At 61.2% G+C, this 23,920-nt stretch carries 19 protein-coding genes, 1 other RNA gene and 1 riboswitch; of the genes, 8 read left to right on the forward strand and 12 right to left on the reverse strand.

Annotated elements, in window-relative coordinates; all coding sequences use genetic code 11:
• Positions 1-39 precede the first annotated feature (39 nt).
• The 4 genes from MWL89_RS10085 to MWL89_RS10100 form a co-directional block, all read right to left on the reverse strand.
• The gene (locus MWL89_RS10085; RefSeq protein ID WP_244385922.1) at positions 40-3,543 is read right to left on the reverse strand and encodes a bifunctional diguanylate cyclase/phosphodiesterase; all 3,504 of its coding nucleotides are present in this window, start codon (positions 3,541-3,543) and stop codon (positions 40-42) included.
• A 267-nt stretch (positions 3,544-3,810) separates the two neighbouring features.
• Positions 3,811-4,320 carry a GNAT family N-acetyltransferase gene (locus MWL89_RS10090; protein ID WP_244385923.1) on the reverse strand — a complete coding sequence of 170 codons (510 nt, stop codon included), beginning with the start codon at positions 4,318-4,320 and terminating at the stop codon, positions 3,811-3,813.
• Positions 4,321-4,427: 107 nt separating this feature from the next.
• Positions 4,428-5,450: an alpha/beta hydrolase gene (locus tag MWL89_RS10095; RefSeq protein WP_244385924.1), complete on the reverse strand. Its 1,023-nt coding sequence runs from the start codon at positions 5,448-5,450 to the stop codon at positions 4,428-4,430.
• An 8-nt stretch (positions 5,451-5,458) separates the two neighbouring features.
• The gene (locus MWL89_RS10100) at positions 5,459-8,080 is read right to left on the reverse strand and encodes a cation-translocating P-type ATPase (RefSeq protein ID WP_244385925.1); all 2,622 of its coding nucleotides are present in this window, start codon (positions 8,078-8,080) and stop codon (positions 5,459-5,461) included.
• Between the two features lie 154 nt (positions 8,081-8,234).
• Here MWL89_RS10100 and MWL89_RS10105 point away from each other — a divergent pair, with 154 nt between their 5' ends.
• On the forward strand, positions 8,235-9,272 hold the full coding sequence (locus MWL89_RS10105) for an MBL fold metallo-hydrolase (protein WP_244385926.1): 1,038 nt from the start codon (positions 8,235-8,237) through the stop codon (positions 9,270-9,272).
• Positions 9,273-9,362: 90 nt separating this feature from the next.
• Positions 9,363-10,988 (forward strand): amidohydrolase, encoded by a 1,626-nt coding sequence (locus tag MWL89_RS10110; RefSeq protein ID WP_244385927.1) that lies wholly within the window; start codon positions 9,363-9,365, stop codon positions 10,986-10,988.
• A 697-nt stretch (positions 10,989-11,685) separates the two neighbouring features.
• Here MWL89_RS10110 and thiD read toward each other — a convergent pair.
• The 4 genes from thiD to thiC form a co-directional block, all read right to left on the reverse strand.
• Positions 11,686-12,468, reverse strand: coding sequence for a bifunctional hydroxymethylpyrimidine kinase/phosphomethylpyrimidine kinase (thiD, locus tag MWL89_RS10115; RefSeq protein ID WP_244385928.1), 783 nt, complete (start codon positions 12,466-12,468; stop codon positions 11,686-11,688).
• A gap of 88 nt (positions 12,469-12,556) precedes the next feature.
• Positions 12,557-13,204 (reverse strand): thiamine phosphate synthase, encoded by a 648-nt coding sequence (gene thiE / locus MWL89_RS10120; RefSeq protein ID WP_244385929.1) that lies wholly within the window; start codon positions 13,202-13,204, stop codon positions 12,557-12,559.
• 3 nt (positions 13,205-13,207) lie between these two features.
• Complete coding sequence (gene thiM, locus MWL89_RS10125) at positions 13,208-14,047, reverse strand: hydroxyethylthiazole kinase (RefSeq protein WP_102377808.1); 840 nt, start codon at positions 14,045-14,047, stop codon at positions 13,208-13,210.
• A gap of 97 nt (positions 14,048-14,144) precedes the next feature.
• On the reverse strand, positions 14,145-15,443 hold the full coding sequence (gene thiC, locus MWL89_RS10130; protein ID WP_102377807.1) for a phosphomethylpyrimidine synthase ThiC: 1,299 nt from the start codon (positions 15,441-15,443) through the stop codon (positions 14,145-14,147).
• Positions 15,432-15,559, reverse strand: a riboswitch (TPP riboswitch). It overlaps the preceding gene by 12 nt.
• A 161-nt stretch (positions 15,560-15,720) precedes the next feature.
• Between thiC and MWL89_RS10135 the strand changes: the two genes are divergently transcribed.
• Positions 15,721-16,542, forward strand: coding sequence for a hypothetical protein (locus MWL89_RS10135; protein WP_244385930.1), 822 nt, complete (start codon positions 15,721-15,723; stop codon positions 16,540-16,542).
• 154 nt (positions 16,543-16,696) lie between these two features.
• On the opposite strand, the gene MWL89_RS10140 is transcribed toward MWL89_RS10135, so the two are convergent.
• From MWL89_RS10140 to MWL89_RS10150, 3 genes are read right to left on the reverse strand one after another with little or no spacing between them, the layout of a single operon-like run.
• Entirely contained in the window at positions 16,697-17,347 is a 651-nt protein-coding gene (locus tag MWL89_RS10140; RefSeq protein ID WP_244385931.1) for a thiamine diphosphokinase, read from the reverse strand.
• Position 17,348: 1 nt separating this feature from the next.
• Positions 17,349-17,861 (reverse strand): GNAT family N-acetyltransferase, encoded by a 513-nt coding sequence (locus MWL89_RS10145; protein ID WP_244385932.1) that lies wholly within the window; start codon positions 17,859-17,861, stop codon positions 17,349-17,351.
• A 2-nt stretch (positions 17,862-17,863) separates the two neighbouring features.
• Positions 17,864-18,358 (reverse strand): GNAT family N-acetyltransferase, encoded by a 495-nt coding sequence (locus MWL89_RS10150; RefSeq protein WP_102377800.1) that lies wholly within the window; start codon positions 18,356-18,358, stop codon positions 17,864-17,866.
• 46 nt (positions 18,359-18,404) lie between these two features.
• On the opposite strand from MWL89_RS10150, the gene rnpB reads away from it, so the two are divergent.
• The 3 genes from rnpB (at position 18,405) to MWL89_RS10165 (ending at position 20,465) form a co-directional block, all read left to right on the forward strand.
• Positions 18,405-18,766: RNase P RNA component class A (rnpB, locus tag MWL89_RS10155), an RNA gene on the forward strand.
• A gap of 147 nt (positions 18,767-18,913) precedes the next feature.
• Positions 18,914-19,792, forward strand: coding sequence for an RNA polymerase sigma factor (locus MWL89_RS10160; RefSeq protein WP_244385933.1), 879 nt, complete (start codon positions 18,914-18,916; stop codon positions 19,790-19,792).
• Positions 19,782-20,465 (forward strand): DUF2461 domain-containing protein, encoded by a 684-nt coding sequence (locus MWL89_RS10165; RefSeq protein ID WP_244385934.1) that lies wholly within the window; start codon positions 19,782-19,784, stop codon positions 20,463-20,465. The genes MWL89_RS10160 and MWL89_RS10165 overlap by 11 nt, the downstream gene beginning before the upstream one ends.
• A gap of 95 nt (positions 20,466-20,560) precedes the next feature.
• Here MWL89_RS10165 and MWL89_RS10170 read toward each other — a convergent pair whose 3' ends face one another.
• On the reverse strand, positions 20,561-21,481 hold the full coding sequence (locus tag MWL89_RS10170) for a LysR family transcriptional regulator (protein ID WP_244385935.1): 921 nt from the start codon (positions 21,479-21,481) through the stop codon (positions 20,561-20,563).
• Positions 21,482-22,148: 667 nt separating this feature from the next.
• On the opposite strand from MWL89_RS10170, the gene MWL89_RS10175 reads away from it, so the two are divergent.
• On the forward strand, positions 22,149-22,439 hold the full coding sequence (locus MWL89_RS10175) for a hypothetical protein (RefSeq protein WP_244385936.1): 291 nt from the start codon (positions 22,149-22,151) through the stop codon (positions 22,437-22,439).
• A gap of 87 nt (positions 22,440-22,526) precedes the next feature.
• On the forward strand, positions 22,527-23,876 hold the full coding sequence (locus MWL89_RS10180; RefSeq protein ID WP_244385937.1) for an FAD-dependent oxidoreductase: 1,350 nt from the start codon (positions 22,527-22,529) through the stop codon (positions 23,874-23,876).
• Positions 23,877-23,920 lie beyond the last annotated feature (44 nt).

Here is a 23,920-nt window from a genome sequence, read left to right on the forward strand (position 1 = left end):
GGTGCTGCAACCCTGCGCGCAACGCAGAAGAAGGCAGGTTCATTCGCCCGTATGCACCTCGCCGCCGAACGCCAGCCGCTCGAAATCGCCTATCGGGACAGGACGCGAGAACAGGTATCCCTGCATCATGTCGCACCCCGCCTCGGCCAGAAACGCGGCTTGCTCCTCGGTTTCGACGCCTTCCGCAACCGTCTTCATGTCGAGGCGCCGCGCGAGATCGATGACCACATCCACCACATCCGAGCACCGCGATCCCGCCGAATCGAACGCTTCGAAGAACACGCGGTCGAGCTTGAGCACATCGACGGCAAGATCCTTGAGAACGTTGAGCGACGAGTACCCGCTGCCGAAATCGTCCATCGAACAGCTGTATCCCGCTCCGTGGAGACGGTCGATAACGCTGGCGAGCAGCTTCGGGTTCTCGAAGACGAGCGTCTCGGTGAGCTCGAGCTCGATGAACGATGTGGGCACGCCGTAAGACTCCCGGATCGCCTCGAAGCGCTCCAGGAACAAGGGGTCGATCAGGTGGGCCCGCGAGAAATTCACCGAAACGGGCACGGGGGCCACGCCCGCATGCAGCCAATCGCGCAGCAACGCGCAGACTTGCTCGAACACGTACAGGTCGAGCTCGATGACGAAACCGTTCTTCTCGAACAGCGGGATGAACTCGTCCGGCGGCACGACGCCCCTTCCCGGGTCGGCCCATCGGACGAGCGCCTCGGCACCCGCGACGGCTTTGCTGCGAAGATCGACCTTGGGCTGGAGGTATACGACGAACTCGCCCGTCTCGAGCGCTACCGTCATACGGTTTTCCATGTCCTTCTCGGCAGCCAGGCGAACGTTGTCGTCGTTGCGGTAGAACCGGCACGTGCACACCCGCCCGCTCGCTGCGCCGCCTTCGGTCAAGGCGCCCGTCTTCTTGCGCGCCATATTGGCGCGGTCCTGGATCTGCACCATGGGCAGCGAGGGGTTGTCGATGACGTAGATGCCGGCGGTCATCGTAGCAAGGTAGGGGCGGGCCATCTCGTTGTCGGCGAGCGTCTGGGCGATGCGGGCGTTCGCGTCTTGCACCATCGCCTCGAGTCGATTTTCGATCGACGTCTTCCCGTTGGTTTTGAGCAGAAGCGAGAACAGGTCCGCCGACATGCGAGCGACGTACTCGCCGTGTTCGAGATGCGATTCGAAGTTTCCGTATAAGAACTTGAGCGTAAGATCACCGTACCGGGTACCGAACAAATCGTTGATCACCTTGAACTTCTGAAGGTCGATCGACACGAACGCATACGTGTTCGGAGGATTCGATCCGATCGTCTCGGCTATGTCGTGCTCGAAGCTCGTGCGGTTCCGACCGCCCGTCACCGGATCGACGTACGCAACCATCCGCAGCTTCTCGTTCGCCTCTTCGACGAGCCTTCGCTGCCGGGTGATTTCGGTCGTATCGAGGTACAGGGCCAGATACACCGGGTCCCCCTCGATCCAATCGATGCAATCAGCGTACAATCGAAACGACGCATCTTCGCCGCGCCTGCTCCGCCCGACCACCTCGAACGAAACGGACTCGCCCCTGCGCATGGCCGGATAGTTCTCCTTGATCACCTCGTGGTTCATCGCCGCGTTCTCCCTGAACAGCGCTTGCGAGGCCGCCTCGTCGACAGGGCCGAAGAAATCGACGAAGCGATCGTTGCCATACAGGAGCTTCAAGCCGTTCTTTCGCATGCGGATGCGCGCGACAAAGCCGGGAATCGCGTCGAAGGCGATGGAGCGCTCCCGCTCAAGCTGCACAACATCGTCCACGCACGTGAACGTAGCGTAAATCACCGGGAAACCCCCGGCCGTCTCGCTCGTGAATCTGCCCACAACGCGGATCCACATGCGCGAGCCGCCTTTGATCGGCATGGGCATAAGGCATTCGTAGCCGGGCTCGCCCGCCTCGTAAGCGCTCACGACGACCTGGCTGAGCATCCCGTACTCCTCGGGATAGTCCGCGAAGTAATCGCCGCAGTTGCCGTTGAATAGCTTGTCGTACTCCTCGCGGGTATAGCCCGTCATCTCGTAGTAGAAATCGTTCGCCCAGAGCACCTCGAACTTTTCGGTGAACAGATGCTTGCTCACGCTTACGTGCATGGCGCTCATGAGCATGTTGTATTCGTCGAGCAAAACGCTGTCTTCGGAATCAACGCCCAACCCGTCGTAGCGCGCCGACGTCGATTCGGATTTGGCGAGACGGCGGGACTCGCGCACCTCCCCGATGTGGAAGAAGCGCTTCTGCTCGTACATCGCCGCATCGGCCGCCGCGAGCATCGAGGCGACATCCTTCGGATCGTTCGACCACTTAGCTCCCAGCGACACGTAGAGCAGCTCGTCGTCGTCCTGCTCGAACGATTGCTCGAGCCGCAAGCGCATCGCCTCGAACTCGGCGCTCCCGACACCGTTTGCCAACGCAACGAACTCGTCGCCGCCGAGGCGGTACACCTCGGCTCCATCGAGCACCTCGACCATCTTCCGGGCGCATGTGCGCAGCACGGTATCCCCTTTAAGATGGCCGAAACTGTCGTTGATTGTCTTGAGCCCGTTTACGTCGACGTACAAGACACCGAGCGGACCTCCCGCTTCCTCGAGACGACTGCAGTCCTCTGCGAATCGGTTGCGGTTGTACAACCCGGTCAGCCCGTCGTGAAAGCTGAGGTACCTCAGCTCTTCTTCGTCGCCGATGCGACGCACCGTCATGAGGTAGAAGTACGCGAGCGTGCGCAGCAGCGGGCCGAGATGGCGTATGCGGTCGACAGGGGGATTGTCGATGCCGATGCAGCCGATTATCTGCCCGTTCTGTTCGAGCGGCGCCACGGCAAGGCTGTTGATGTTCTGCTGGACTAGCAATCCGTATTCTTCGGGGGAGCTTTCGCGGATGGTCTCCAAATCTTCGAGAATCACGCATTCGCCCTGCTCGAAGAGATCGAGCCACCGCGCAACGGTCTGCAAGTCGATCCCCTGCAACAAGTCGATAGCCGGCTCGATGCCTTCCGCACACCATTCGTAGGTGTTGTTCGCGAGTCCTTCGCTGAACTCGATGATGTACGTGCGGTCGGATTCGAGGCATTCGCCGATGATTCGCAGCATGCTCTTCGAAGCCGTATCGAGGTCGGCTTCGCGGTACAGATCGTCGACGCAACGCAGCACCATGCCCTCGGCGTCCAGAGCATAGCGCAAACCGAGATCGTCCTCTTCGCTTGCGGTCATATCAGCCGCGACTTCGATGCGCGCCGCCCGTCCCCCCCAATCGATGAGGCGGTCTTTGAGCAGGTAGCGCTTGCCCGTGAGCGCGTTCGAATGCTCCCACGTATATGTGGCATCCGATTTGAGCTTGCTGTTCGTACAGAACGGACAGGGATCATCGAATCCCTGAAGCGCCTGGTAGCACTTGTGATCGGCAACGTCGTCCAACCCGAACAGCTGCTTGCCGGACTCGTTGAGATAGAGCAGCTCGTACGTTTCGATATCCACCACGTACACGATCTCGAGGATATCGTCCATGATTCCCAGCACTAAGCAGGCCTCCGTTCTCGCCCGTTGGAAGCATCGATGCCAGCGGACTCGGTTTTTCTATATAGTACCCCTTCGGTCATATAAAGATTATGGGAATGCGAGGATGATACTTGTATTTCATGGATGCGGTGTGTCAACGAAGCCGGCCGCAGCCGCACTGAAGCGGCGCTCGCCATCGCGAACGCTTTGATGGGCGTTTCAGGGAGTCGAGCCGCACGGCAAGCCCACGGCCCAAGACGGGCAGGCAGGTCGCATTGACCCGGTTCGCTACATCCCGAACTCTTCCGCGTACGCTACCGTGCCCGCAACGGGAGCGGCATCTTCCTGCAGCTTGATCGCCATGTAGTTTTCAGGGGGCACTCCCTCGGGAACTTCGATCCCGAACCCGTCGGCAGACGCATACCCGACACGGGGATAGTACGTTTCGCTTCCCAAAACCACCGAGTACGAGTAGCCAAGCTCCCGTGCGATCCGATGCCCTTTTTCCATCAGCGCCGTGCCGACGCCCGTTTTCTGATACGCGGGCAGAACGGAGAGCGGGGCCAATGCGAGCACGGTATCGTCGCCCACCGTCGCCTCGGTGAACAGAATGTGCCCGACGATTTTCCCATCCGCCTCGGCCACAAGCGAGAGCTCGGGTACGAACGCAGCGCTTTTTCGCAGGGCGGCAACCAGGTCGTGCTCGTTGCCATCGCTGTGCTCGGCCGACGCGAACGCCTCCTTGACCAAGCCGTATACCTCGTCGTAATCCCCGCTTGTTTCCTGTCTGACGATCATCTCTTTCCTTTCGCATAAGCGAGGTTCAAGCCCCCGCCGCCGTTGCTTTCGAGCTTGCCCGCATACTTCGGCCGGAGCGCACCGCGCTCCCATCCAACATGTACGTTTTACGCTTCGCCCATCTTGCTGTCGAGAAAGCCGAACACCGTATCGAAATAGAGGTCCGGATCGGTCTGGGCGGAAAGCGCATGGCCCGCCCCCGCAACGATGAGCAGTCGTTTCTCGGGCGCGGCGCACGCTTCGAACAGCTCGCGCGCCATCGAGGCGGGAATGAACCCGTCGCTCAGGCCGTGGATGAACAGCGTGGGCGTCGAGCTCTTCTTCACCTGATCGAGCGCCGAAGCGCGCTTGATGTCGTATCCGCCCCGCGCCTTGAGCATGATGCGCGCGTCGTCGACGACCGGGTGGCGCGGCAGGCCGTAGAGCTTCTTCACCTGCCCGGCGAGCATCGAGGACAGATCGGTGAACGCGCAATCCGACACGACGGCCTTCACCTGGAACGGTAGCGTCTCGCCCGATGCCATGCATACGGCGGCTGCGCCCATCGATATCCCGTGCAGCGCGATCGACACCTCTTCGCCGAACCGCCCGATCAGATGATCGGCCCAATGCACAAGATCGATGCGGTCGGGCCATCCCATGCCGATGAGGTCGCCCCCGCTTTCACCGTGGGCGCGCAGGTCGGGGGCCAGCACGTTGTAGCCCCGATCGGCGTAGTAAGCTGCAAGGTATTCCATGTCAGCGTGCGTGTTCGTGTAGCCGTGAACGAGCATCGCCCACCTCAGCGTCGGTTTTTTGGCGGGATACACGAACCCCGCCAAGTCGTAGGACTCGCCCGCCGCCTTGATGCGCACGCGCTCTACCTCGACCGACGAGAGCCACGCGTCGCGCTTCGCCAGCATCGCTTCCCGGTTCGCCTCGACAAGGCTTGCCACCGAGGCGTCAACCGATCCGTTCGCAAGGTCTCCCCCGATGCGATCGGGCTTTCGCATCCGCCCGGTCTTGCCGTCCTTGCCGGGCACCAACGCGAAATCGACGCACTTGTTTCCGATGAGCACGACCGAAAGGCCGTACAAGGCTGCAAGCGCCGCACCCGCACCCGCGATAACCGCTCGAGTTTTCGTCCCCATACCAATTCCTATCTACGAATGAGATCTCTCGCCATACGGTAGACCTGAATCACCAGCGTCGGCGCGAACGCCAATGCGACGATCAAACCGGCTTGCCCTATCGTAACATCGGCAATCTGGATGAGGGGGTGAAGAAACGGAATGAACAGCACGGCGGCGAGAAGCGCCGCGCCGCCGACGAACGCGAACAGCGTATAGGGGTTGCTGGAAACGCCCAGACACGCGATTGAGGCGTCGCCGCGGCAGTTGAATCCGTGGAACAACCGTGCGAGCGAAAGCGTTGCGAACGCCATCGTCATGCCGAGCGCCGCACCGGCTTCGGCGAGCCCGATGAAGAACGCGGTCATCGTCGGTATCGCGATCAGAACGCCTTCGACGCCTATGCGGATAAGCAGGCTGCGGTCGAGAATCGAGCCTTTCGGATCGCGCGGCTTGTGGTCGAGCACGTCTTCGGCGACGGGCTCCATGCCGATCGAGATGGCGGGAAGGCTGTCGGTCAAGAGGTTGATGAACAGGAGGTGCACCGGCGCGAACGGCGCGGCGAGCCCTGCGATCGAGGCGAACAGCACGCAGATGATACCCGCCATGTTGCCCGAAAGCAGGAAGTGCACCGTGTTCTTGATGTTCGCATAGACCCCGCGGCCGTTCTCGACCGCCTTCACGATGGTGGCGAAGTTGTCGTCCGAGAGGATCATCGCCGCAGCGTCCTTGCTCACTTCGGTGCCCGTGATGCCCATGGCAATGCCGATGTCGGCCCGTTTGAGCGCCGGGGTATCGTTCACGCCGTCGCCCGTCATCGCCACGATGGCGCCGCGGCGCTGCCACGCCGACACGATACGTATCTTGTGCTCGGGGGAAACGCGCGCGTACACCGAGATGCGCGGCAACTCACCATCGAGTTCGGCATCGGAAAGCCGGTCGAGCTCGGCGCCGTCGAGCACCTCGTCGCCGGGCTCCATGATGCCGATCTCGCGTGCGATCGCCGAGGCGGTCACCTTGTGATCGCCCGTGATCATGATCGTCCTGATGCCCGCCCGCTTCGCGTCGGCAACGGCGGCGACGGCCTCGGGGCGCGGCGGGTCCATCATGGCGGCGAGGCCGACGAACGTGAAATCCGATTCGTCGGCCAGCGCGAGATCGCGCACCTCGCCGATCTCGCGCATCGCGAATGCGAGCACCCGCAATCCTTGCTCCGACAAGCGGCTGTTCGCCTCCGCAATCTCCGCTTTGCGTTCTTCGGTGAGCACCGCGGGGCCATCCGCCGTGAGCACGAACGTCGACCGCGCAAGCAGCACATCGGGAGCTCCCTTGGTCAGAAGCATGATGCCGCGCGGCAGTTCGTGCAGCGTGCTCATGAGCTTGCGGTCCGAATCGAACGCGAGCTCGCGCAGGCGCGGATGGCTCGCGCGGTAGGAGCCCTCGTCGATGCCCAGGCTGTCACCGATATGCACGAGCGCCACCTCGGTCGGATCGCCGATCTGCGACCCCGTTTCCTCGTCGGTGGTCGCATCGCTCGCGAGCAGTCCGATCTCGACGAGCTGGCGTTGCAGCTCGTCGTCCATACTTATGTCGTCGAAATCCACGAGGGCGTCGCCGACGTAGATCTTCTGCACGCTCATGCGGTTCTGCGTGAGCGTACCGGTCTTATCCGAGCAGATCACCGAGACGCTGCCGAGCGATTCGACCGCCTTGAGCTCCTTGATGATCGCGTGCTGCTTGGCCATCTTCTGCGTACCGATGGCGAGCACGATGGTCACGATAGATCCGAGCGCCTCGGGGATGGCGGCCACAGCGAGCGCCACGGCGAACATGAGCGAGTCGAGGATCCCCATACCGCTGCGCAGCACCGAAAGGGCGAAGACGAGCACGCTGATGGCGATAACCCCGATGGCCAGCTTTGCGGAGAACGCGTCGAGACTCACCTGCAAGGGCGTTTTGCGCTGCTTCGTCTCGTTCATCAGCGAGGCTATCCTGCCGAGCTCGGTCGCCATACCGGTTGCCGTCACGACCACGCGAGCGCGCCCGTAGATCACGAGTGACCCCGAGAACACCATGTTGGTCCGATCCCCCACGACCGCATCGTCGCGCTCGATGGGGGCGACCGTCTTCTCGACGCCTTCGCTTTCTCCGGTAAGGGCGCTTTCGTTCACCTTGAGCGAGTAGTTTTCAAACATGCGGCCGTCCGCCGCCACGAGATCGCCCGCCTCGAGTTCGAGGATATCGCCCGGCACCACGTCTGCAGCGGGAATCTCGACTCGCTCCCCCGCACGCACCACGCGGGCGAGCGGTGCGCTCATCGCCTTCAGGCTGGCGAGCGACTGCTCGGCTTTGACCGTCTGCACGGTGCCGAGCACGGCATTGAGGGCGATGACGACGAAGATGACGACGGCGCTTTCGATATGCCCCGACAAAAGGGATATGCCGGCAGCGGCGATGAGGACGATGACGAGCAAGTCTTTGAACTGGTCGAAGAAAACGGCGAGTGTGCTTTTCTTCTTGCTCTCGTCGAGTTCGTTGGCACCGTATGCGCGCAGGCGAGCCTGCGCTTCTTCGGGCGAGAGGCCCTCGATACCGGATTGCTGTTCACTCAAAACCTCGTCTGCGCTCAGACGGTACGGCTGCTGCGACATGCCCGCTCCTTACGATCTTCATGATCGAAGAGCGTACCCCACCGCTATCGGCGCAAACGAAACGGTAAACGGACCGTTTTCGGGATGTCCCGCAGCCGATACCTTGGCAGCGGTACAATGAACGCATACGACGGCAATCCCCCGCGAGGTAACCATGGAAGACGCGTCACCGAACACACAGAGCTACGACTTCGACTACGACGGATTCATCACCGAGGTCATTCCCCGCGTGTATCGCGTGAGGGTACCGCTGCCCGACAACCCCCTGCGCGAGCTGAACTCGTATTTTATCCTCAGCGACGAAAAGACGACCATCGTCGACGTCGGGTTCGACCATCCCGCATGCGAAGCGGCGCTCGATGCCGCTCTGACCGAGCTCGGCCGAACCTGGGATTCGGTTGAGATCCTGCTCACACATTCCCATCCCGACCATACGGGCAACCTCGATCGCATCTATTCCCACGGCATGCGCGTATACGCGAACCTCCACTCCTTCCAGGAGGTTGAGAACCTTCAAATGATGGAGGCGAAGGTGTTCGAGCCGCTCGTCCGACAGGCGGCTCGACCGCAGGACGAGGGCCTCTCGTTCGAGAAGGGCGCAGTGCGCCTGAAACTCCATGCCGAACTGCTCCCGTTAAAACATCGGCCTCTCGTCATATACATCGAAGAGGGCGATACGTTCGAGGCGGGCGGCTACGAATTCGAGATCATCGAAACCCCTGGTCACGACAATTGGCACATCTGCCTATACGAACCCCAAACGAAGACCATGCTCATCGGCGATCACGTGCTCGAGCGCATCACGCCGGGCATCTCGTCGTGGTTCGCAACCCACAATGCGCTCGAGGAGTTCATGGAGAGCCTCGGCAAGATGCAGCGCTACGACGTCGAACTCGTGCTCCCCGCCCATGGCGACCCGTTCACCGACCTTGCCGGACGCGTGCTGTACCTGAAGGAGCACCACGAGAAACGCCTGGAGGAAATCTACGAACTCGTGGCGCAAGGCCATCACGACATCATCTCAATCTCGCAGAACGCGCAATGGAAGTATCCGAACTGGAGCCATTGGCCGCTTGACCAGAAGTACTTCTCGATGGCGGAGACGATGGCTCATCTGGTCTACCTCGTATGCGATGGAAAGATCAAACAGACCATCTGCGGAGACGAATACCGATTCGAGCTTCCGTCGTAAGAGGCTCCCTACCGTATGCAGAGAAGCTGAACGCGGCCGCCCGCGATGCGGGCCGAACCGCACAAGCTGGTTCATTTGAAAGGAGCGGCCGTGTTCGCCGATACCATCATCGAAACGGAAGCGCTGTTCACGGGAGTAGGTGCTGATGCGGTACCGGGCGCCGTCGCCGTTGCGGGCGACCGCATCGTTTTTGCGGGTTCCAAGGCGGATGCCGAAGGATGGCGCGGCCCCGAAACCATCGTGAAGGATTACGGCGACGCGCTCGTCATTCCCGGCTTTCACGATTCGCACCTGCACTTCTTCCATTCTGCGCTCTACAGCTCGCCCCTTGCGATGAACTACCTCGGCTCGAGCGAAGCCGACTACGTCGCCCGCCTCGCACCGCTCGCCGCATCGCGCCCCGAAGGCTCTTGGGTGCTCGCTCAGGGCTGGCGCGAGTACCGGTGGAACCCGGCAGCCATGCCGAGCAGACGTTCGCTCGACGAAGCCTACCCCGACCGGCCCGTTGCCCTCTATTCGGGCGACGCCCACACGCTGTGGGTCAACTCGGCTGCGCTCGACGTGCTCGGCATCGACGAAACGACCGAACCACCCGCGGGAGGCGCCTACGACCGCAACGAACGCGGCGAGCTTACGGGCATCATCCGCGAATCAGCCGCCATGGAGCTCATGGGGCGCATCGTCTCCTCGTTCACCGACGACGAGATGCAGGATGCCTACTGCGGCTTCATGGACAGGCTGCTCGAAAACGGCATCACCTCGGTATGCGACATGTCGCTCATGGCGAGTCCAGGTCTCGACTTCGTGCGCGACGACATCTACGAATCGCTCGAGCGCCAAGGCAGGCTCGCCGTGCGCGTGCACATGTTTCCTACGCTCACCGAGGACATGTCCCGCCTCGAAACCATGCAACAGCGGTTCACCGGCCCCCGCCTGCAGGCTCCCGGCTTCAAGCAGTTCTTCGACGGCGTTTCGAGCCAGCACACCGCCTACCTCGAAAAACCCTACGCGAACGCCCAGTTCGAGGGCGATCGCGGACGGCCCACCGTCGAACCTTCCACGATGCGCCGGCTCGTACTCGCAGCGGCCGAAGCGGGCCATGCCGTGCGCGTCCACACGATCGGCGACGAGGCCATCCACTGCGCGCTCGACATCTTCGATGAGGCGCGGCAGCGCTACGGGCCGCTCGAACACGGCCAGAACTGCCTGGAGCATCTCGAGAACTTCCAGCCAGACGATATCGCGCGTTTGGCCGAACTCGACGTGCTGGCCGCCGTTCAGCCGCCGCACATCACGCTCGACCCGGGCGGCCCGGAGCGCGATTTGGGACTCGAACGTATACGTTGGATGTGGCCGTTCGCCACGTTTTTGGAGCAGGGCGTCAAGATGGGATTCGGTACCGACTCCCCCGTCGTCGACGTAAATTCGATGGACGTGCTCTATACCGCCGTCACGCGCCAGGATCCGCGAACCCACGAGCCGCTCGGCGGCTGGCTGCCCGCCGAGCGCATCACGATGGCCGAAGCGATCCGCGCCTACACGCTCGGAAGCGCGCAAGCTGCCGGACGCGCACATGAGCTCGGGACGATCGAAGCCGGCAAGTTCGCCGATATCGCCGTGCTCGACCGCAACCTTCTCACCGTTCCCGAAGACGAGATCCAAGGTGCCCGCGTGCTCGCCACCTACGTGGGCGGGCAGTGCCTCTACGAAGCATGAGCCGCATCGACGATCCCCAACGGAAAGCCGATGTCCGCCAAGGGCCGCTGTGCGACAAAATTCGATGCATTTCCGCTCGATCAATCGATGTTTCCGCAGGTCGCCGAACTCGGTTCTGCCAAACGACGTCTCAAAACGTCGCACAGCGGCCCTTGGCGGACACCAGGAGCTCTCGCGCGCCCATGCGCACGGCGCTATGAGCAGCTTCGAGAATAGCCGACGGCACTGCGCCCGTGCCGCAAGCACCTCGAAGGTAGCCCCCGGGCCCCCGCCCCGACCCGCGAGCACGCAATCTGCCCGAAGTTGGCAGAAAAACGCCCGTATTCGTCGTCGCAGCGCACCTGGTACGACGAGATCAAAGGCACCGACCTTGAGCTCTCGAATCACCCCAGTTCAGCGATTCGACTCCGAAGCCGATTGCAATGCGATGGCCGGGCAACGACGAATATCTTCGTTTTCCTGTCACGATTCGGCACTTCCGCCGCTAAGCCCCATTTGCGGGGGTAGCGCAGGCCTCGCATGCAGCCCCCGACGGGCATCTGGCGTTTCGAGGCCCCGAACGGGCGCATGTCGATCCTGGTTTGGCAGCAGATCAACGCCCGCATGCCGCGCCCAGCCAGCACGCCCGGCGCCGCCGCGTCGTCCCATGCGATCGGCACCGGCGCAGCGAACCGGACACGCGTACCCGAAAAGGCGATCAGTAATCCCACATGTGGTTGAGCGGACCGTTGCCGCGGCCGAGGGAAAGGCCGTACTGCAACGCTCCCGTCACGTAGTTCTTCGCCTTCGAAACGGAGGCCTGCATGTCGAAATCCTGCGCAAGCCCGCAGGCGATGGCCGAAGAGAGCGTGCACCCGGTTCCGTGGGTGTTCTCGGTTTCGATGCGCTTGTGGCGCAGCCATACCACGCGGCCGTGCTCGGTCACGAGCACGTCGTCGGCGCGCTCGGTTCCGTGGCCGCCCTTGACGAGCACCGCTCCGGACGTTTTCCCGGCAAGCTGTTTTGCGGCAGCCTCCATATCGTCTTCCGTCGAGATAGCACGTCCGCAAAGCACCTCGGCTTCGGGAATGTTCGGCGTAACGATGTCGGCCAGGGGAAGGAGTTTGTCCATGAGCGCCGCTACGGCCCCGTCGTCGATCAGCCGAGCGCCCGAAGTGGCGACCATGACCGGATCGAGCACGATGTTCTCCGCGGCGTTCGCCACGAGCCTGTCGGCGATTGCCTCGATGATAGCCGCGGAAGAAACCATTCCGATCTTCACCGCCCGAGGGCGGATATCGTCGAACACGACATCGATCTGCTGGGCGACGAAGGCCGGATCGATCTCGACTACACCGTATACGCCCGTAGTGTTCTGGGCCGTGAGCGCCGTGATGACCGTCTCGGCGTAGAGCTTATGGGCTGCGATGGTTTTGATATCGGCCTGAATGCCGGCGCCGCCGCTCGAATCGGAGCCTGCGATGCTCAAGACTGCTTCCATGATCGGTCCTTCCGATTGTCGTATCCTGCCTTCGAAAAAGCGCTCGGGCGCCCGCGCGTACGCAGCGCGCCCGAGCAAATCGTAGCGCTTAACCGAGCGCCTCGTCAACGAGAATGCGAAGGCGTTTCGTTGACGCTTCGATGTCAGGCGCCGCAAAAATCGCCGACACCACCGCAGCGCCGTCAACGCCGCAACCGCCCAGCGCGGGGACCGTCGACGCGTTGAGGCCGCCGATGGCCACAACCGGGATGCCGACTGCCGCGCATATGCGTCTGAGCTCGTCGAAGCCCACGTCGACCGCCTCGGGCTTGGTCGGCGTGCCGAACATCGCCCCCACCCCGAGGTAGTCGGCTCCGGCCGCTTCGGCCTCGAGCGCCTCTTCGAGCGTCTGCACCGATACCCCCACGATCTTGCCGGAGCCGAGCGCGGCGCGGGCGGACGCGCACGCCATGTCGTCCTGACCCACGTGAACGCCGTCGGCATCGGCGGCGATCGCCGCTTCGACATCGTCGTTTACCACAAACGGAACGCCCGCCTTACGGCACAACGGCACAAGCGCTTCGGCCGTGGCAACCAGCTCTTCGGTCGAAGCGCGTTTGTCGCGCAGCTGCACGAACGTCGCACCGCCTGCAATCGCCTGCTCGACGCACTCGGCAAGCGTCCGCCCGTCGAGCCAGGCGTCGTCGGTGACGGCGTAGAGGCGCATGCCCTCGCGTATTCTGTCGCGCGGATACATGGGTTACCGATCGATCCGCTCGATCTTCGCGCCCGCTTCGAGCGCCTCGCCGTCCATGCGGTACAACGCGTCGAGCAGATACGTGCGAAACGACCCGTTGCCATCGCGCGAACCCATGCGCTTCTCGGCGGTCTCGCCCGCAAGCCCCATGCTCGCAACCGCTGCAACCGTCGCATCGAGCATCGAATCCTGGTTGACTGCGGCGTACGCGGCGCAGACGCACGAGAGCATGCAGCCCGCACCGGTGATCTTGCCCATGACGGGCGACCCGTTCGATACGGCGTAGGCTTCGTCGCCGTGCGCGACGATATCGATCGCACCGGTAATGGCAACGACCGAACCGGTCTGCTGCGCGAAATCCCGGGCGAAGGCAGCCGACTCGGCAAGGTTCTCGGACGTAACCGCATCGTCAGGGCACACGTCGACCCCGCGCGTGGTCGCCGCACCGCCGGCGAGCGCCTTCACTTCCGACATGTTGCCGCGGATGACCGCAATGGGGAGCTTGTCGAGGAGTTCGGCGGCAGTGCGCGTCCGCAGCCCCGACGCCCCTGCCCCCACGGGATCCAGTACGATGGGATGGCCGAGCTCTGCCGCACGGGCTCCCGCCAGAAACATCGCCTCGATACTCGACTTGTTCAGCGTGCCGATATTGAGGGTGAGCGCTCCGCAGATGCTCGTGATATCGACCACATCTTCGGGCTCATCGCTCATGATAGGGCTTCCCCCGCAGGCCAGAAGCGCATTGGCGCAATCATTGACCGTCACGTAATTCGTAATGTTGTGCACGAGGGGCACGCTCGCGCGCACCGTCTCGACCGCGTTCTTCAAAGCAAACTGCTCCATGTCTCATATCCTTTCCTGCGCCCGCGCTGTCGCGAAGGCGCCCCGCGTACTCTTTTCCTTCAAAATCGGCCGTTTTCGCCCGAGGCCCCGACCTCGGCTACTTTGCATCGAGATCGATGGTCAGGCCGTCCATGATCGTGTTCACCGTACGCATGGCGCACATTTTCCCGCACATCGTGCAGGTGCCCTCCGTCGAAGGAGGCGCGCTTTCGAAATACTCCCGTGCGCGCACGGGATCGATCGCGCAGTCGAACATCTCTTCCCAGTCGATGCGGCGACGCGCATCGCTCATGCGGTTGTCGATATCGCGCGCACCGGGGATGCCCTTGGCGATGTCGGCGGCGTGCGCTGCGATCTTCGTAGCCACGAGTCCCTCGCGCACGTCGGCCACGTCGGGCAGGCGCAGATGCTCCGCCGGTGTGACGTAGCACAGGAAATCGGCGCCCGCCGAAGCGGCAACCGCTCCGCCGATCGCCGCGGTAATATGGTCGTATCCGGGCGCGATGTCGCAGACGAGCGGCCCGAGCACGTAGAACGGCGCATCGTGGCACAGGCGTTTCTCGAGCTTCATGTTGGCCGCTATCTCGTCGAGCGCCATATGCCCCGGCCCCTCGACCATCACCTGCACGCCCGCGTTCCATGCGCGCTCGGTCAGCTTTCCGATCTCGATGAGCTCGGCGATCTGGGCCGCATCGGTTGCGTCGTAGGTGCAACCAGGCCTCATGGCGTCGCCGAGACTGATCGTCACGTCGTATTCGCGGCAGATGGCGAGCACCTCGTCGTAGTACTCGAAGAACGGGTTCTCGTTGCCGGTCGCCTCCATCCATGCGAAGATGAGCGACCCGCCGCGGCTTACGATGTTGGTGAGGCGTCCCGTCTCCTTGAACGAGTCGATGACGCGGCGGTTCATGCCCGCGTGGATGGTCGCGAAATCAACACCGTCCTGGGCATGCACGCGCACGACTTCGAGGAAATCGTCGACCGTGATGTCGACGAGCGCCTTTTCGAGGTATCCGATCGCATCGTACATGGGCACCGTGCCAACCATCGCGCTCGACATCCCGATGAGGCGCGTGCGAAACTCGCGCGTCTTACCGTGGTTCGATAGATCCATGATGCCCTCGGCGCCCAGCTCGAGCGCCACGGCAACCTTGGCGAACTCCTCTTCCTCGTTGTGAAGATCGCCCGATATGCCGAGGTTGACGTTCACCTTCGTTCTGAGGCCTGCGCCCACGCCCTCGGGCGAGAGCGCATGGTGGTTGACGTTCGCAGGAATGGCGATGCGCCCCGCAGCCACGCCCGCGCGTATCTCCTCGACGGGCCTGCCCTCCTTTTCGGCAACGATCTTCATCTCGGGTGTGACGGTTCCGTCGCGTGCAGCAGTAATCTGCGTCATAGAGCTCCCTTCGCTGGCATTATCCATATCAGGTTCTAGGGTCGAAGCGGGATCGCGCTTCCTCTCAGCCTGCCGCAGCGCGCATGCGCCTCCTGCAAGCTCCCCTGGTATGTAGGCGGCTAAAACCGCCGGCGGCGCATACGCGCCAGCCAATGAGCCAGTATATCCCTCCTCGCCGCGTTCGCGCGCCAGGACGGCGAACGTGCGCGATTTCCTCGGAAACGGGCAGCGCCAAGCGGGTACAATGGATGCGTATCGTCGTCGAAGAGGAATGTCCATGCCGTCCATCGTTGCCCCAGGCACACCGTTTTCCCGTAAAGCAATCCTGATCTCAGGCGTTGTGCTCCTGTTCGCCTCGTTTGCCGCAATACTGTTCGGCATGCAATCCACGACGGTAGGCGAAGAGGGGTTGCGCAACCACGGCATCCTCGGAGCAGGCTTCATAGGCTTCGGCGTGACCATGCTGCTGTTCGGCAGCGTTTTCGCAATGGATGCCTGGACGAGCCGTCCGCGGGGAAGCGAGGCGGTCCACGATTGCGCGATCGCCATTCTCTCCGAAACGGGCAAGCTGGGCGCGACCATCATCATCTACGGTGGCTGCGCACTTGTCGCCCTCGGTGCGCTTTCGAGCCTCGACCGAGCGGATTCGACGTTCGACGTGGTGTTTCGACTGGCAGTCATGGCTCTTTGCATCGCTGCGATCGTCCTATGGCGCAGACGGAACAAAAAGCATCCGCGAACGTATCAGACCATCGGACCGTTCTGGCTCATCCTCTTCATGCTCGCCATGGCCGCGCTCGGTGCGTTAGGGGGCTCCATGACGTTTTCGGAATACGCGGCCGATCGCGCGAGCGGCCCGCAGACTTCGCTGTGCTGGTTGAGCGGTGTCGAGGAGAATCGTCCGAGCGGCCGCTATCGCGCCCTTTCCCCAACCACCCTCGAGATCGAGTTCACCGCTCTCGAGGACGGAACCTCCCGCAGGGTTTCGATTTCCGAGCACGACCGAACAGCGCTCGAGGAGATCGTCGACTCCGGCGACACCTGTTATCTGACCTACTATCCCGCAAGCAGAATCTTCGTCTCGGCCGAACCCGCATAGGATCGCAGACGCGCCGAAACGAAACCGGGGCAATCTCACCCCGCCCGACCCGGGCCTTCGCCGAGTGGACGCAGCTTCGGCGGTATCCGATGCGAAGCGAAGATCGGTACGCGTCCGCTCGAGACTTCGGAGAGACGAGCCGCCATCGGGCGCTCTACTCGCCCAAAGACATCGCAGACCACGCATGCAGCGGAAAAAAAACGAGCAGCGTGCCTTCCTCGACGGAAACGGTCACGGGCTCGCCGATGAACTCGTTCGAAACGCCGAGGGGCTCGTCGTTTGAAAGCGTCGCTTTATCGAGCGGGTATTCAAGACCTGCCTCATCTACGCCGCGCGCTGCATCGGTGAGGGCGAACGTCGAAAGCGTACCCGATTCGACCGCATCGAAGCGCAGCGTCCCGCACCTGCTGCCTTCAAGCGCGCACACGGCGAACGTATCGCCTATCGCGAAGACGCGCAGGCCGCGACGGGCGAACCGCGCCAAGAGCTGGAGCATGCCGTAGGTGTGGTCGAGCCTGCCCGACATGCAACCGTACACCACGAGCGTGTCGAAGCCCTCTTCGGCGGCCCTGTCCATCGCGAGCTCGATATCGCTTGCATCCTTGTGCGACGGATGCGTTTCTACGTTGGGATGGGCGGGCACGTAGCCGAGCGAATCGAAATCGCCCACCACGAGATCGGCCGCGACGCCGATCTTCTCGAGATGCGCGTATCCCGCATCCACCGCGATCACGAAGTCAAACCGCTGAGAGGCGAAGTGCTCCGCATTGAACTCAACAGCCCCGACCAGGGCGCACGTTGCCATATCAGCGCGCCTCCTTCGCAAGCGCTGCAAGCGCATCGCCCGAAAGGCGATGGTGCAGGCACCCGTCCATGCGCACGGCTCCGAGCCCCTCGTAGAAACCGAGGCTCGGCTCGTTCGACGCCGAGCAGATCCAATCGATGCGCTTGAGGCCCTGCGTTTCGCACAGGCTTGCCAGCGATGCCATGAGCGCTCGGCCGATCCCCGCCCCGCGGGCGCGCCGATCGACGAACAGGTCTTCGAGATACAGGCAAGGCGCTCCCGTCCACGTTGATCTGATCTGGAAATACGTCGCGCAGCCGACGATGCGGCCCCGTCCGTCTTCGGCCACGAGCGCTCCGATCGAACGCTCCTCGAAGAGAAGCTCCGCAAGTGCTTCGGGAGTTACCGTCACTTCCCCCGCGTAGCCGCCTTCGATCGTCGCCTCATACGCCGCGAGTCCCGCCATCAGATCGATCAGGAAGCCGACGTCGGCCTCGGTCGCCGGACGTACGGTTGCGGCCCCGTCCCGCAGCACGGCTACACCGCCTCTGCCGCAAGCGCTTCGAGCGCATCGCCCGAAAGGCGATGGTGCACCCATTCGTCCATCCGCGCCGCACCGATGCGCTGGTAGAACCCGAGGCTCGGCTCGTTCCAATCGAGGCACGACCAATCGAGGCGAACCCAACCGCGCTTCTTGCAGATGCCGGCAAGATGGGCCATGAGGGCCCTGCCTGCGCCGTTGCCGCGGTACGGCTCGTCGATGTAGAGGTCCTCGAGGTACATGCCGCCCGTTCCCGTCCACGTCGAGAAGTTCTGAAAGAACACCGCGATCCCGACGATGCCCGCATCGGGCGCCTCCATGACGACGGTTTCGGCCGCGCGCCTCTCGAACATCCACTCGTCGAGCAGCTCGGGCGTAGCGCGCACTTCGTCTTCGGCATGCTCATAGGCAGCAAGCCTGCGGATCATCTCGAGAATGCCCGGTATATCGCCTTTGGTTGCGAAACGAAAATGCGCAGTGGTGCCGTTCATGTGTTCCTGCCTTATCTTGGGTGATGATTTGGTAGAATACCATACCTGAGTGGGCCAGACGATCGCGCACTGTGTGTGAGGAAAGTCCGGGCTCCAAAGGGCAAGATGCCAGCTAACGGCTGGGCGGGGCGACCCGACGGATCAGTGCCACAGAAAAGAAGACTCCCTCGCGGAAACACGCTTCGGTGCGCGGAAACGGGGGAAAAGCTGAAACGGTGCGGTAAGAGCGCACCAGCGCGTCGGCAACGGCGCGGCTTGGTAAACCCCATCTGGAGCAAGCGCAAATAGGAACGCGATACGGCTGCCCTTCCGTGCGTTCGGGTTGCGTGCTAGAGGCGCATGGCGACATGCGTTCGAGATAAATGATCGTCCCAACGACAGAACCCGGCTTACCGGCCCACTCGGATTTTTCTTTCTTCGCATCGCCTGGCATGCGGGACCCCTCGCCGCTCTGCGGTTTTTCCTGATATTCTGTGTCACAGTTGCGCCCGCGTACCCGTCTAATCACATGCAACGGACAGAAGGCGGCGCTGCCGCCAGCAGAAAGGCGGATGCATGAAACCAAACGAACAGGCAAACGAACACGATTTCGAACTCATCGACAAGGCGGTCGCAGGCGATGGCCAGGCACTCGAAGAGCTGCTCGACAGCGCGAGCGATCTCGCGTTCAATCTTGCCCTGCGTTTCCTCGGTACGATCCACGACGCGGAAGACGCCACCCAGGAGATCGCCGTCAAGATAATGACGCACCTCTCCTCTTTCAGAAAAGAGAGCGCGTTTTCAACCTGGGTCTACCGCATTGCCGTGAATCATCTGAAAGACTGCCGCTCCCATATGTTCGCCGACGCGCCGTTCAGTTTCGAGATGTACGGTGCCGACATCTGCGACAAGCGGGCACTCGACGTGCCCGATCATTCCGAGGGCGTCGATCAAAGCCTGCTCGAACGCGAGCTCAAGCTCTCCTGCACCAACGTCATGCTGCAATGCCTCGACGCCGACAGCCGATGCGCCTACGTGCTCGGAACCATGTTCAAGATCGACAGCACCACCGCCTCGGACATTCTCGGCATCACCGCCGAGGCATATCGACAGCGTCTCTCCCGCGCTCGTAAAACGGTCTCGGAGTTCCTCTCGGCCTACTGCCAGCACGGAGGCTCCGATGTTTGCTCGTGCGGGCGGCGCGTCAACTTCGCCATCGCAACGCAAAGGCTTAAGCCCCGCAGCCTCGAATACTCGGCGCTCGATCGATCCGATGCGGAGAACAACGCGTTCGTCGATGCCATGGATCAGCTCGACGGCTACTCGTGTTTGTTCGACTCGCTTCCGTCGTATCGATCGACGCCGCGAACCAGAGAACTCCTCGCTGCCTGTATGAGCACGCAGAGTTTCGACATCGTGCTCGATCCGAGCAAGGGGGCCGGATATGGCAACTAGCGCTCTGCTCGGTTTCCTCGCCGACGTCCGCGAGCACAACAGCCTCGCATGGATGCACGCAAACGAGGATCGAAAGAAAGCCGCCCAGCAAGAGTTTCTCGCACTCGTGCAAACCTGCATCGACGATCTTGCCGCCCAGGGCGAGCAGGTCGGGCACCTCGATCCCAAAAGCCTCGTGTTTCGCATCAACCGCGATACGCGGTTCAGCAACGATAAATCGCCTTACAACCCCGTGTTCAGAGCGCATATCTCGCCTGCGGGACGCGCGCCCGTACCCGTCGGCTACTTCGTGAGCATCGCTCCGGGAAACTCGTTTGCAGGCGGCGGCCTCTTTGCGCCGCGGCTCAAAGAGGCGGTGAAGCTGGTCCGCGACGCCATCGCGGCAGATCCTGAAACATTCCTCTCTCTTGTGGAAGACGAGGCGTTCAGAGCCCGGTTCGCGTTCATCGGCATGCCGCTCAAGCGCATGCCGCAAGGCTACGATGCGGAAAACCCCGCCGCCGAATACCTCAGGTGCACCTGCTGGTCGATCGAAGAGGCCATCGCCGACGCCGTCGTGGAAGACGAAAAAGCCCTGCGAGAGAGGCTGCTCGATAGCTTTCTTTCCATGCGCGCGTTCAACGCGTACCTGAACGAGGCCCTCGAAGGATTCGCGTTCCCGATGCGCTCCTAGCGGGCTGATCGGTTCGTATCGGAAGGCGGCATGCCGTTTCCCGGCGCCAACCGGCCCGGCATGCCGTCCACGTCGAATCAAAGTCAAGCCATTGCTTAATCGAAATCTACGTTCGCCATGGCCTCCGCGAACAGGGCGGCAGCACGGTTTGGCGTGTCGGTACGATACACCGCATATCGCGTGAACCGCGAATCAACGCGTTCGACTTCGTAGGCAACAACGGAGTTCATGAAGCACGTTGGCACGCAGTTTCGGTATTCTTCGTACTGCTTTTTCGAAAAGAACCACATCTCCTGATCATCGAGCATATGCATGAAAAACGTATCCATGTTGTCGGCGTCGATCCAGTGAATCGAGGGCTTTTTTTCGCATCCGTCGAACATACGCATAGCGCGCTCGAGGTAGTTGTCTCGCGAAGCCGTTGGCCAAGGCACCGACCTTGCCATAACCTCGCACGGATCGATACTCGTTCTTCCTTCGACAGCAGCGCATTTCGGCAAAGCGATCAGAATCGAATCCTCGATAAGGGGAACCGCACTGTACGCATCGAAATCTATTCCGCTTAGATCGTACAGAATAGCGATATCAACCTCATCGTCATCGAGCGCCTCACAAATGCTTTTACCCCGTATACACTCCGATCGAACCGACAACCCCTCGAGCGTGTCGCAAAGCGAAGCATAGGCAAGCGAGACAATATCGATGATCGATCGATCATCGAGCGCATACACAATACGCACGTCGCTGAAACCCGCTTGTTTCAGTCCGTCTACCTTATGAATCAGGTTGTCGTAACGCGCAGCTATTGCGCAGGCAGCATCGAGCAATTGAGATCCCGCTGTGGTGAGAAAGAGCTTCGTCGCCTTGTGGGTAATAAGCGGTATACCGAGCTCTTTTTCCATTGCCGATATATGCCTGCTCAGCGAAGACGGAGCAAGGTGAAGCTCATCGGCCGCCCTTGTAACGTTCATATGTTTAGAAAACGTAATGAACTCCCGCAGCATTTCGATTTCCATAGCCCCTCCTTGCCATTGAAATCAATCCGATCTGCATGCATGTATCCCCTATGATGCCTCCTCATCTTAACCCATGTTAGAGAAAAGCTGATTGCAACAGCTCGAAACGCCTCTTGCAATTATTGCAACGCTCTGGGATCCGAAAACGAAACTCTATGCAAATAGGAGAAGGGGCACTTCGACTCGCAGATCGCCAATGACGAACACAGCAAACCCCATCTCGCAGGTTGCTGCAACAGCAAGCAACTGATGCTTCTATCATACGAGCTAAGGGGAACTTCGCACAGGGTTTGCAAACGGAAGATCTGCCCGCAAACCCACCTATGCCATAAACGAGGAGGAAATCATGCTACTTGCATCCAAGCACACGCGTTCAGCCTGCTGTTTTATCGGCGTGCTTGCCATACTGACCCTTACGGCATGCAGTCCACAGCAAGCAGAGCAAAATACACAAAGAGCAGCGGAAGCGAGGGAAAACGAAGCTCCGGCAATCACGGTGGAATGGTCCGCAGAAAGCGATTGCTCCACATGCCATGACAAACAAGCCGAAAGCCAAACTGACTCAGCATGTCTTGCATCGAAGCACGCGAGCCAAACATGCATGCAATGCCATACCGACGCAAGCGCCCTGGCGAGCGTACATGCGGATGCCAGGGCGGACAGCAAAATGCCATCGACCTTGAAAGCGACTGCAGTCGACGACGAAGCGGTATGCCAATCCTGCCATGCCCATGAAGACGTAGCTGAAAAGTCTCAAGCGAGCACCGTTCTCACAGACGAGAATGGTACCGTCGTCAATCCGCACGATCTTCCCGAAGGAGACCAGCATGCCGAGGTCACCTGTACGTCCTGTCACAAAGTCCACTCGAGCACAGGCGTCGAAAAGACGGCACAGAGGGCCTGCACTTCATGCCATCACACCAACGTCTACGAATGCAACACCTGCCACGCGGCTTAGCGGACTAACCGATCAGCGAAACGAACGGGAGACAAAGAGTCCTGTTTGCATACATGGTGTCGGGATCGACACCGGGAAGGGGAACCGATGAAAGAACAATTATCACGCCGCACCTTTATCAAATCGCTTGCGATGCTAGGCGCAACCGCTGCAGGAGCAGGAGCTCTGGCAGGATGCTCGTCGAATTCGAGCGCTTCAGCGACAACCGAGCCCGCAAGCGGCATAACGTGGGACAGGGAAACCGAGGTACTCGTTTGCGGGTACGGTGCCGCAGGTGCCTCATGCGCTATAGAAGCAGCCGACAACGGTGCCAAAGTACTGATTATCGAAAAAGCCGAACTCCCAGGCGGATCAATGGCCCGATGCGGGGGCGCCATCATGGGGGCGGGCACCAAAGTTCAGCAGGAACTCGGCGTCGAAGACGATGCCGATGCGCTCTACAACTGGGTTAAAACGTGCGTAAACCAGAATTACGAACTCTGCCCCGATGATATCATCCGGACATACGCAGAGCACTCGGGTGAAAACGTTAACTGGCTGCAACAGATGTGCACCGATTACTGCGGACGTGATCTATTCGAACTAGGCATGGCAGTCGAAAACGAAGGCGCCCAGGGTAATGAGGCCACAGGCGACGGCGGAAACGGAGTAACCGCAGGTTGTTTGAATGCAGTTGGATGCGAGTACGATAAGTTTGGCATCTCGAAAGCCGAAGCGGTAGCCCGCTCCCATTGGGCGCACTCCGAAGGAAACGCCGCAAACTCGGGGCCAGAACTATTCGAACCGCTTTACGAAAACATCAACGGAAAAATCAAAGACGGCGTTATTTCTGCCGAATTCAAAACCGCTCTTTCAAAATTCATCACCGATGAAGACGGGACGGTGATCGGAGTAGTTGCGACCACCGATTCTGGCAGCATCAACATAAAAGCAACCAAGGGCGTCATGCTCGCTACTGGAGGGTATTGCGCATCCGACGACATGAAAATGAAGTTCTGCCAAGAAGCTCTGCCCTACACGACGTATATGTGCTACGACTGCGAGGGAGACGGCATCAACGCGGCCATGTCCATCGGTGCCGATCTGTACAACATGTGTAACTTCTACCCTATTGAGGTAGCCCAAGTGTATCAGTACGATCCCCAGTACAACGATGTTTTCAATTCGTGGTTGAACATGGACGACGAGGGGTATATGGAAGTACCGGCCATGAATATGGCCGAATGCCACGGAGGCGTGCGCATCAACACCGATGCTCAAGTGCTCGATATAAACGGCAACCCCATTCCCCACCTCTATGCATCGGGCAACGACGTCGGAACAAATATCTTCGGTATCCCCGGCAACTATCCAGGATGCGGATGCTACGTCAGCTTCGCTTTCGCTTACGGCCGCATAGCAGGTCAAAAGCTCGCAGCAGAAACAGCTGCAGAATAATCTCGACAGAGATTCGCCAAGATCGGCGTAGGCGCGCCCGGTGG

Origin of the sequence: Raoultibacter timonensis, assembly GCF_022845715.1 — a bacterium.
Lineage (GTDB): Bacteria > Actinomycetota > Coriobacteriia > Coriobacteriales > Eggerthellaceae > Raoultibacter > Raoultibacter timonensis.

Bases quoted from the DNA above. Each gene is read 5' to 3' on its own strand.
- MWL89_RS10090 (WP_244385923.1), bottom strand. From the start codon at position 4,320: ATGATCGTCAGACAGGAAACAAGCGGGGATTACGACGAGGTATACGGC.
- MWL89_RS10140 (WP_244385931.1), bottom strand. From the start codon at position 17,347: ATGGCAACGTGCGCCCTGGTCGGGGCTGTTGAGTTCAATGCGGAGCAC.
- thiM (WP_102377808.1), bottom strand. From the start codon at position 14,047: ATGGAGCAGTTTGCTTTGAAGAACGCGGTCGAGACGGTGCGCGCGAGC.
- thiC (WP_102377807.1), bottom strand. From the start codon at position 15,443: ATGACGCAGATTACTGCTGCACGCGACGGAACCGTCACACCCGAGATG.
- MWL89_RS10095 (WP_244385924.1), bottom strand. From the start codon at position 5,450: ATGGGGACGAAAACTCGAGCGGTTATCGCGGGTGCGGGTGCGGCGCTT.
- MWL89_RS10180 (WP_244385937.1), top strand. From the start codon at position 22,527: ATGAAAGAACAATTATCACGCCGCACCTTTATCAAATCGCTTGCGATG.
- thiD (WP_244385928.1), bottom strand. From the start codon at position 12,468: ATGGAAGCAGTCTTGAGCATCGCAGGCTCCGATTCGAGCGGCGGCGCC.
- thiE (WP_244385929.1), bottom strand. From the start codon at position 13,204: ATGTATCCGCGCGACAGAATACGCGAGGGCATGCGCCTCTACGCCGTC.
- MWL89_RS10175 (WP_244385936.1), top strand. From the start codon at position 22,149: ATGCCATCGACCTTGAAAGCGACTGCAGTCGACGACGAAGCGGTATGC.
- MWL89_RS10165 (WP_244385934.1), top strand. From the start codon at position 19,782: ATGGCAACTAGCGCTCTGCTCGGTTTCCTCGCCGACGTCCGCGAGCAC.
- MWL89_RS10135 (WP_244385930.1), top strand. From the start codon at position 15,721: ATGCCGTCCATCGTTGCCCCAGGCACACCGTTTTCCCGTAAAGCAATC.
- MWL89_RS10100 (WP_244385925.1), bottom strand. From the start codon at position 8,080: ATGTCGCAGCAGCCGTACCGTCTGAGCGCAGACGAGGTTTTGAGTGAA.
- MWL89_RS10105 (WP_244385926.1), top strand. From the start codon at position 8,235: ATGGAAGACGCGTCACCGAACACACAGAGCTACGACTTCGACTACGAC.
- MWL89_RS10160 (WP_244385933.1), top strand. From the start codon at position 18,914: ATGAAACCAAACGAACAGGCAAACGAACACGATTTCGAACTCATCGAC.
- MWL89_RS10170 (WP_244385935.1), bottom strand. From the start codon at position 21,481: ATGGAAATCGAAATGCTGCGGGAGTTCATTACGTTTTCTAAACATATG.
- MWL89_RS10150 (WP_102377800.1), bottom strand. From the start codon at position 18,358: ATGAACGGCACCACTGCGCATTTTCGTTTCGCAACCAAAGGCGATATA.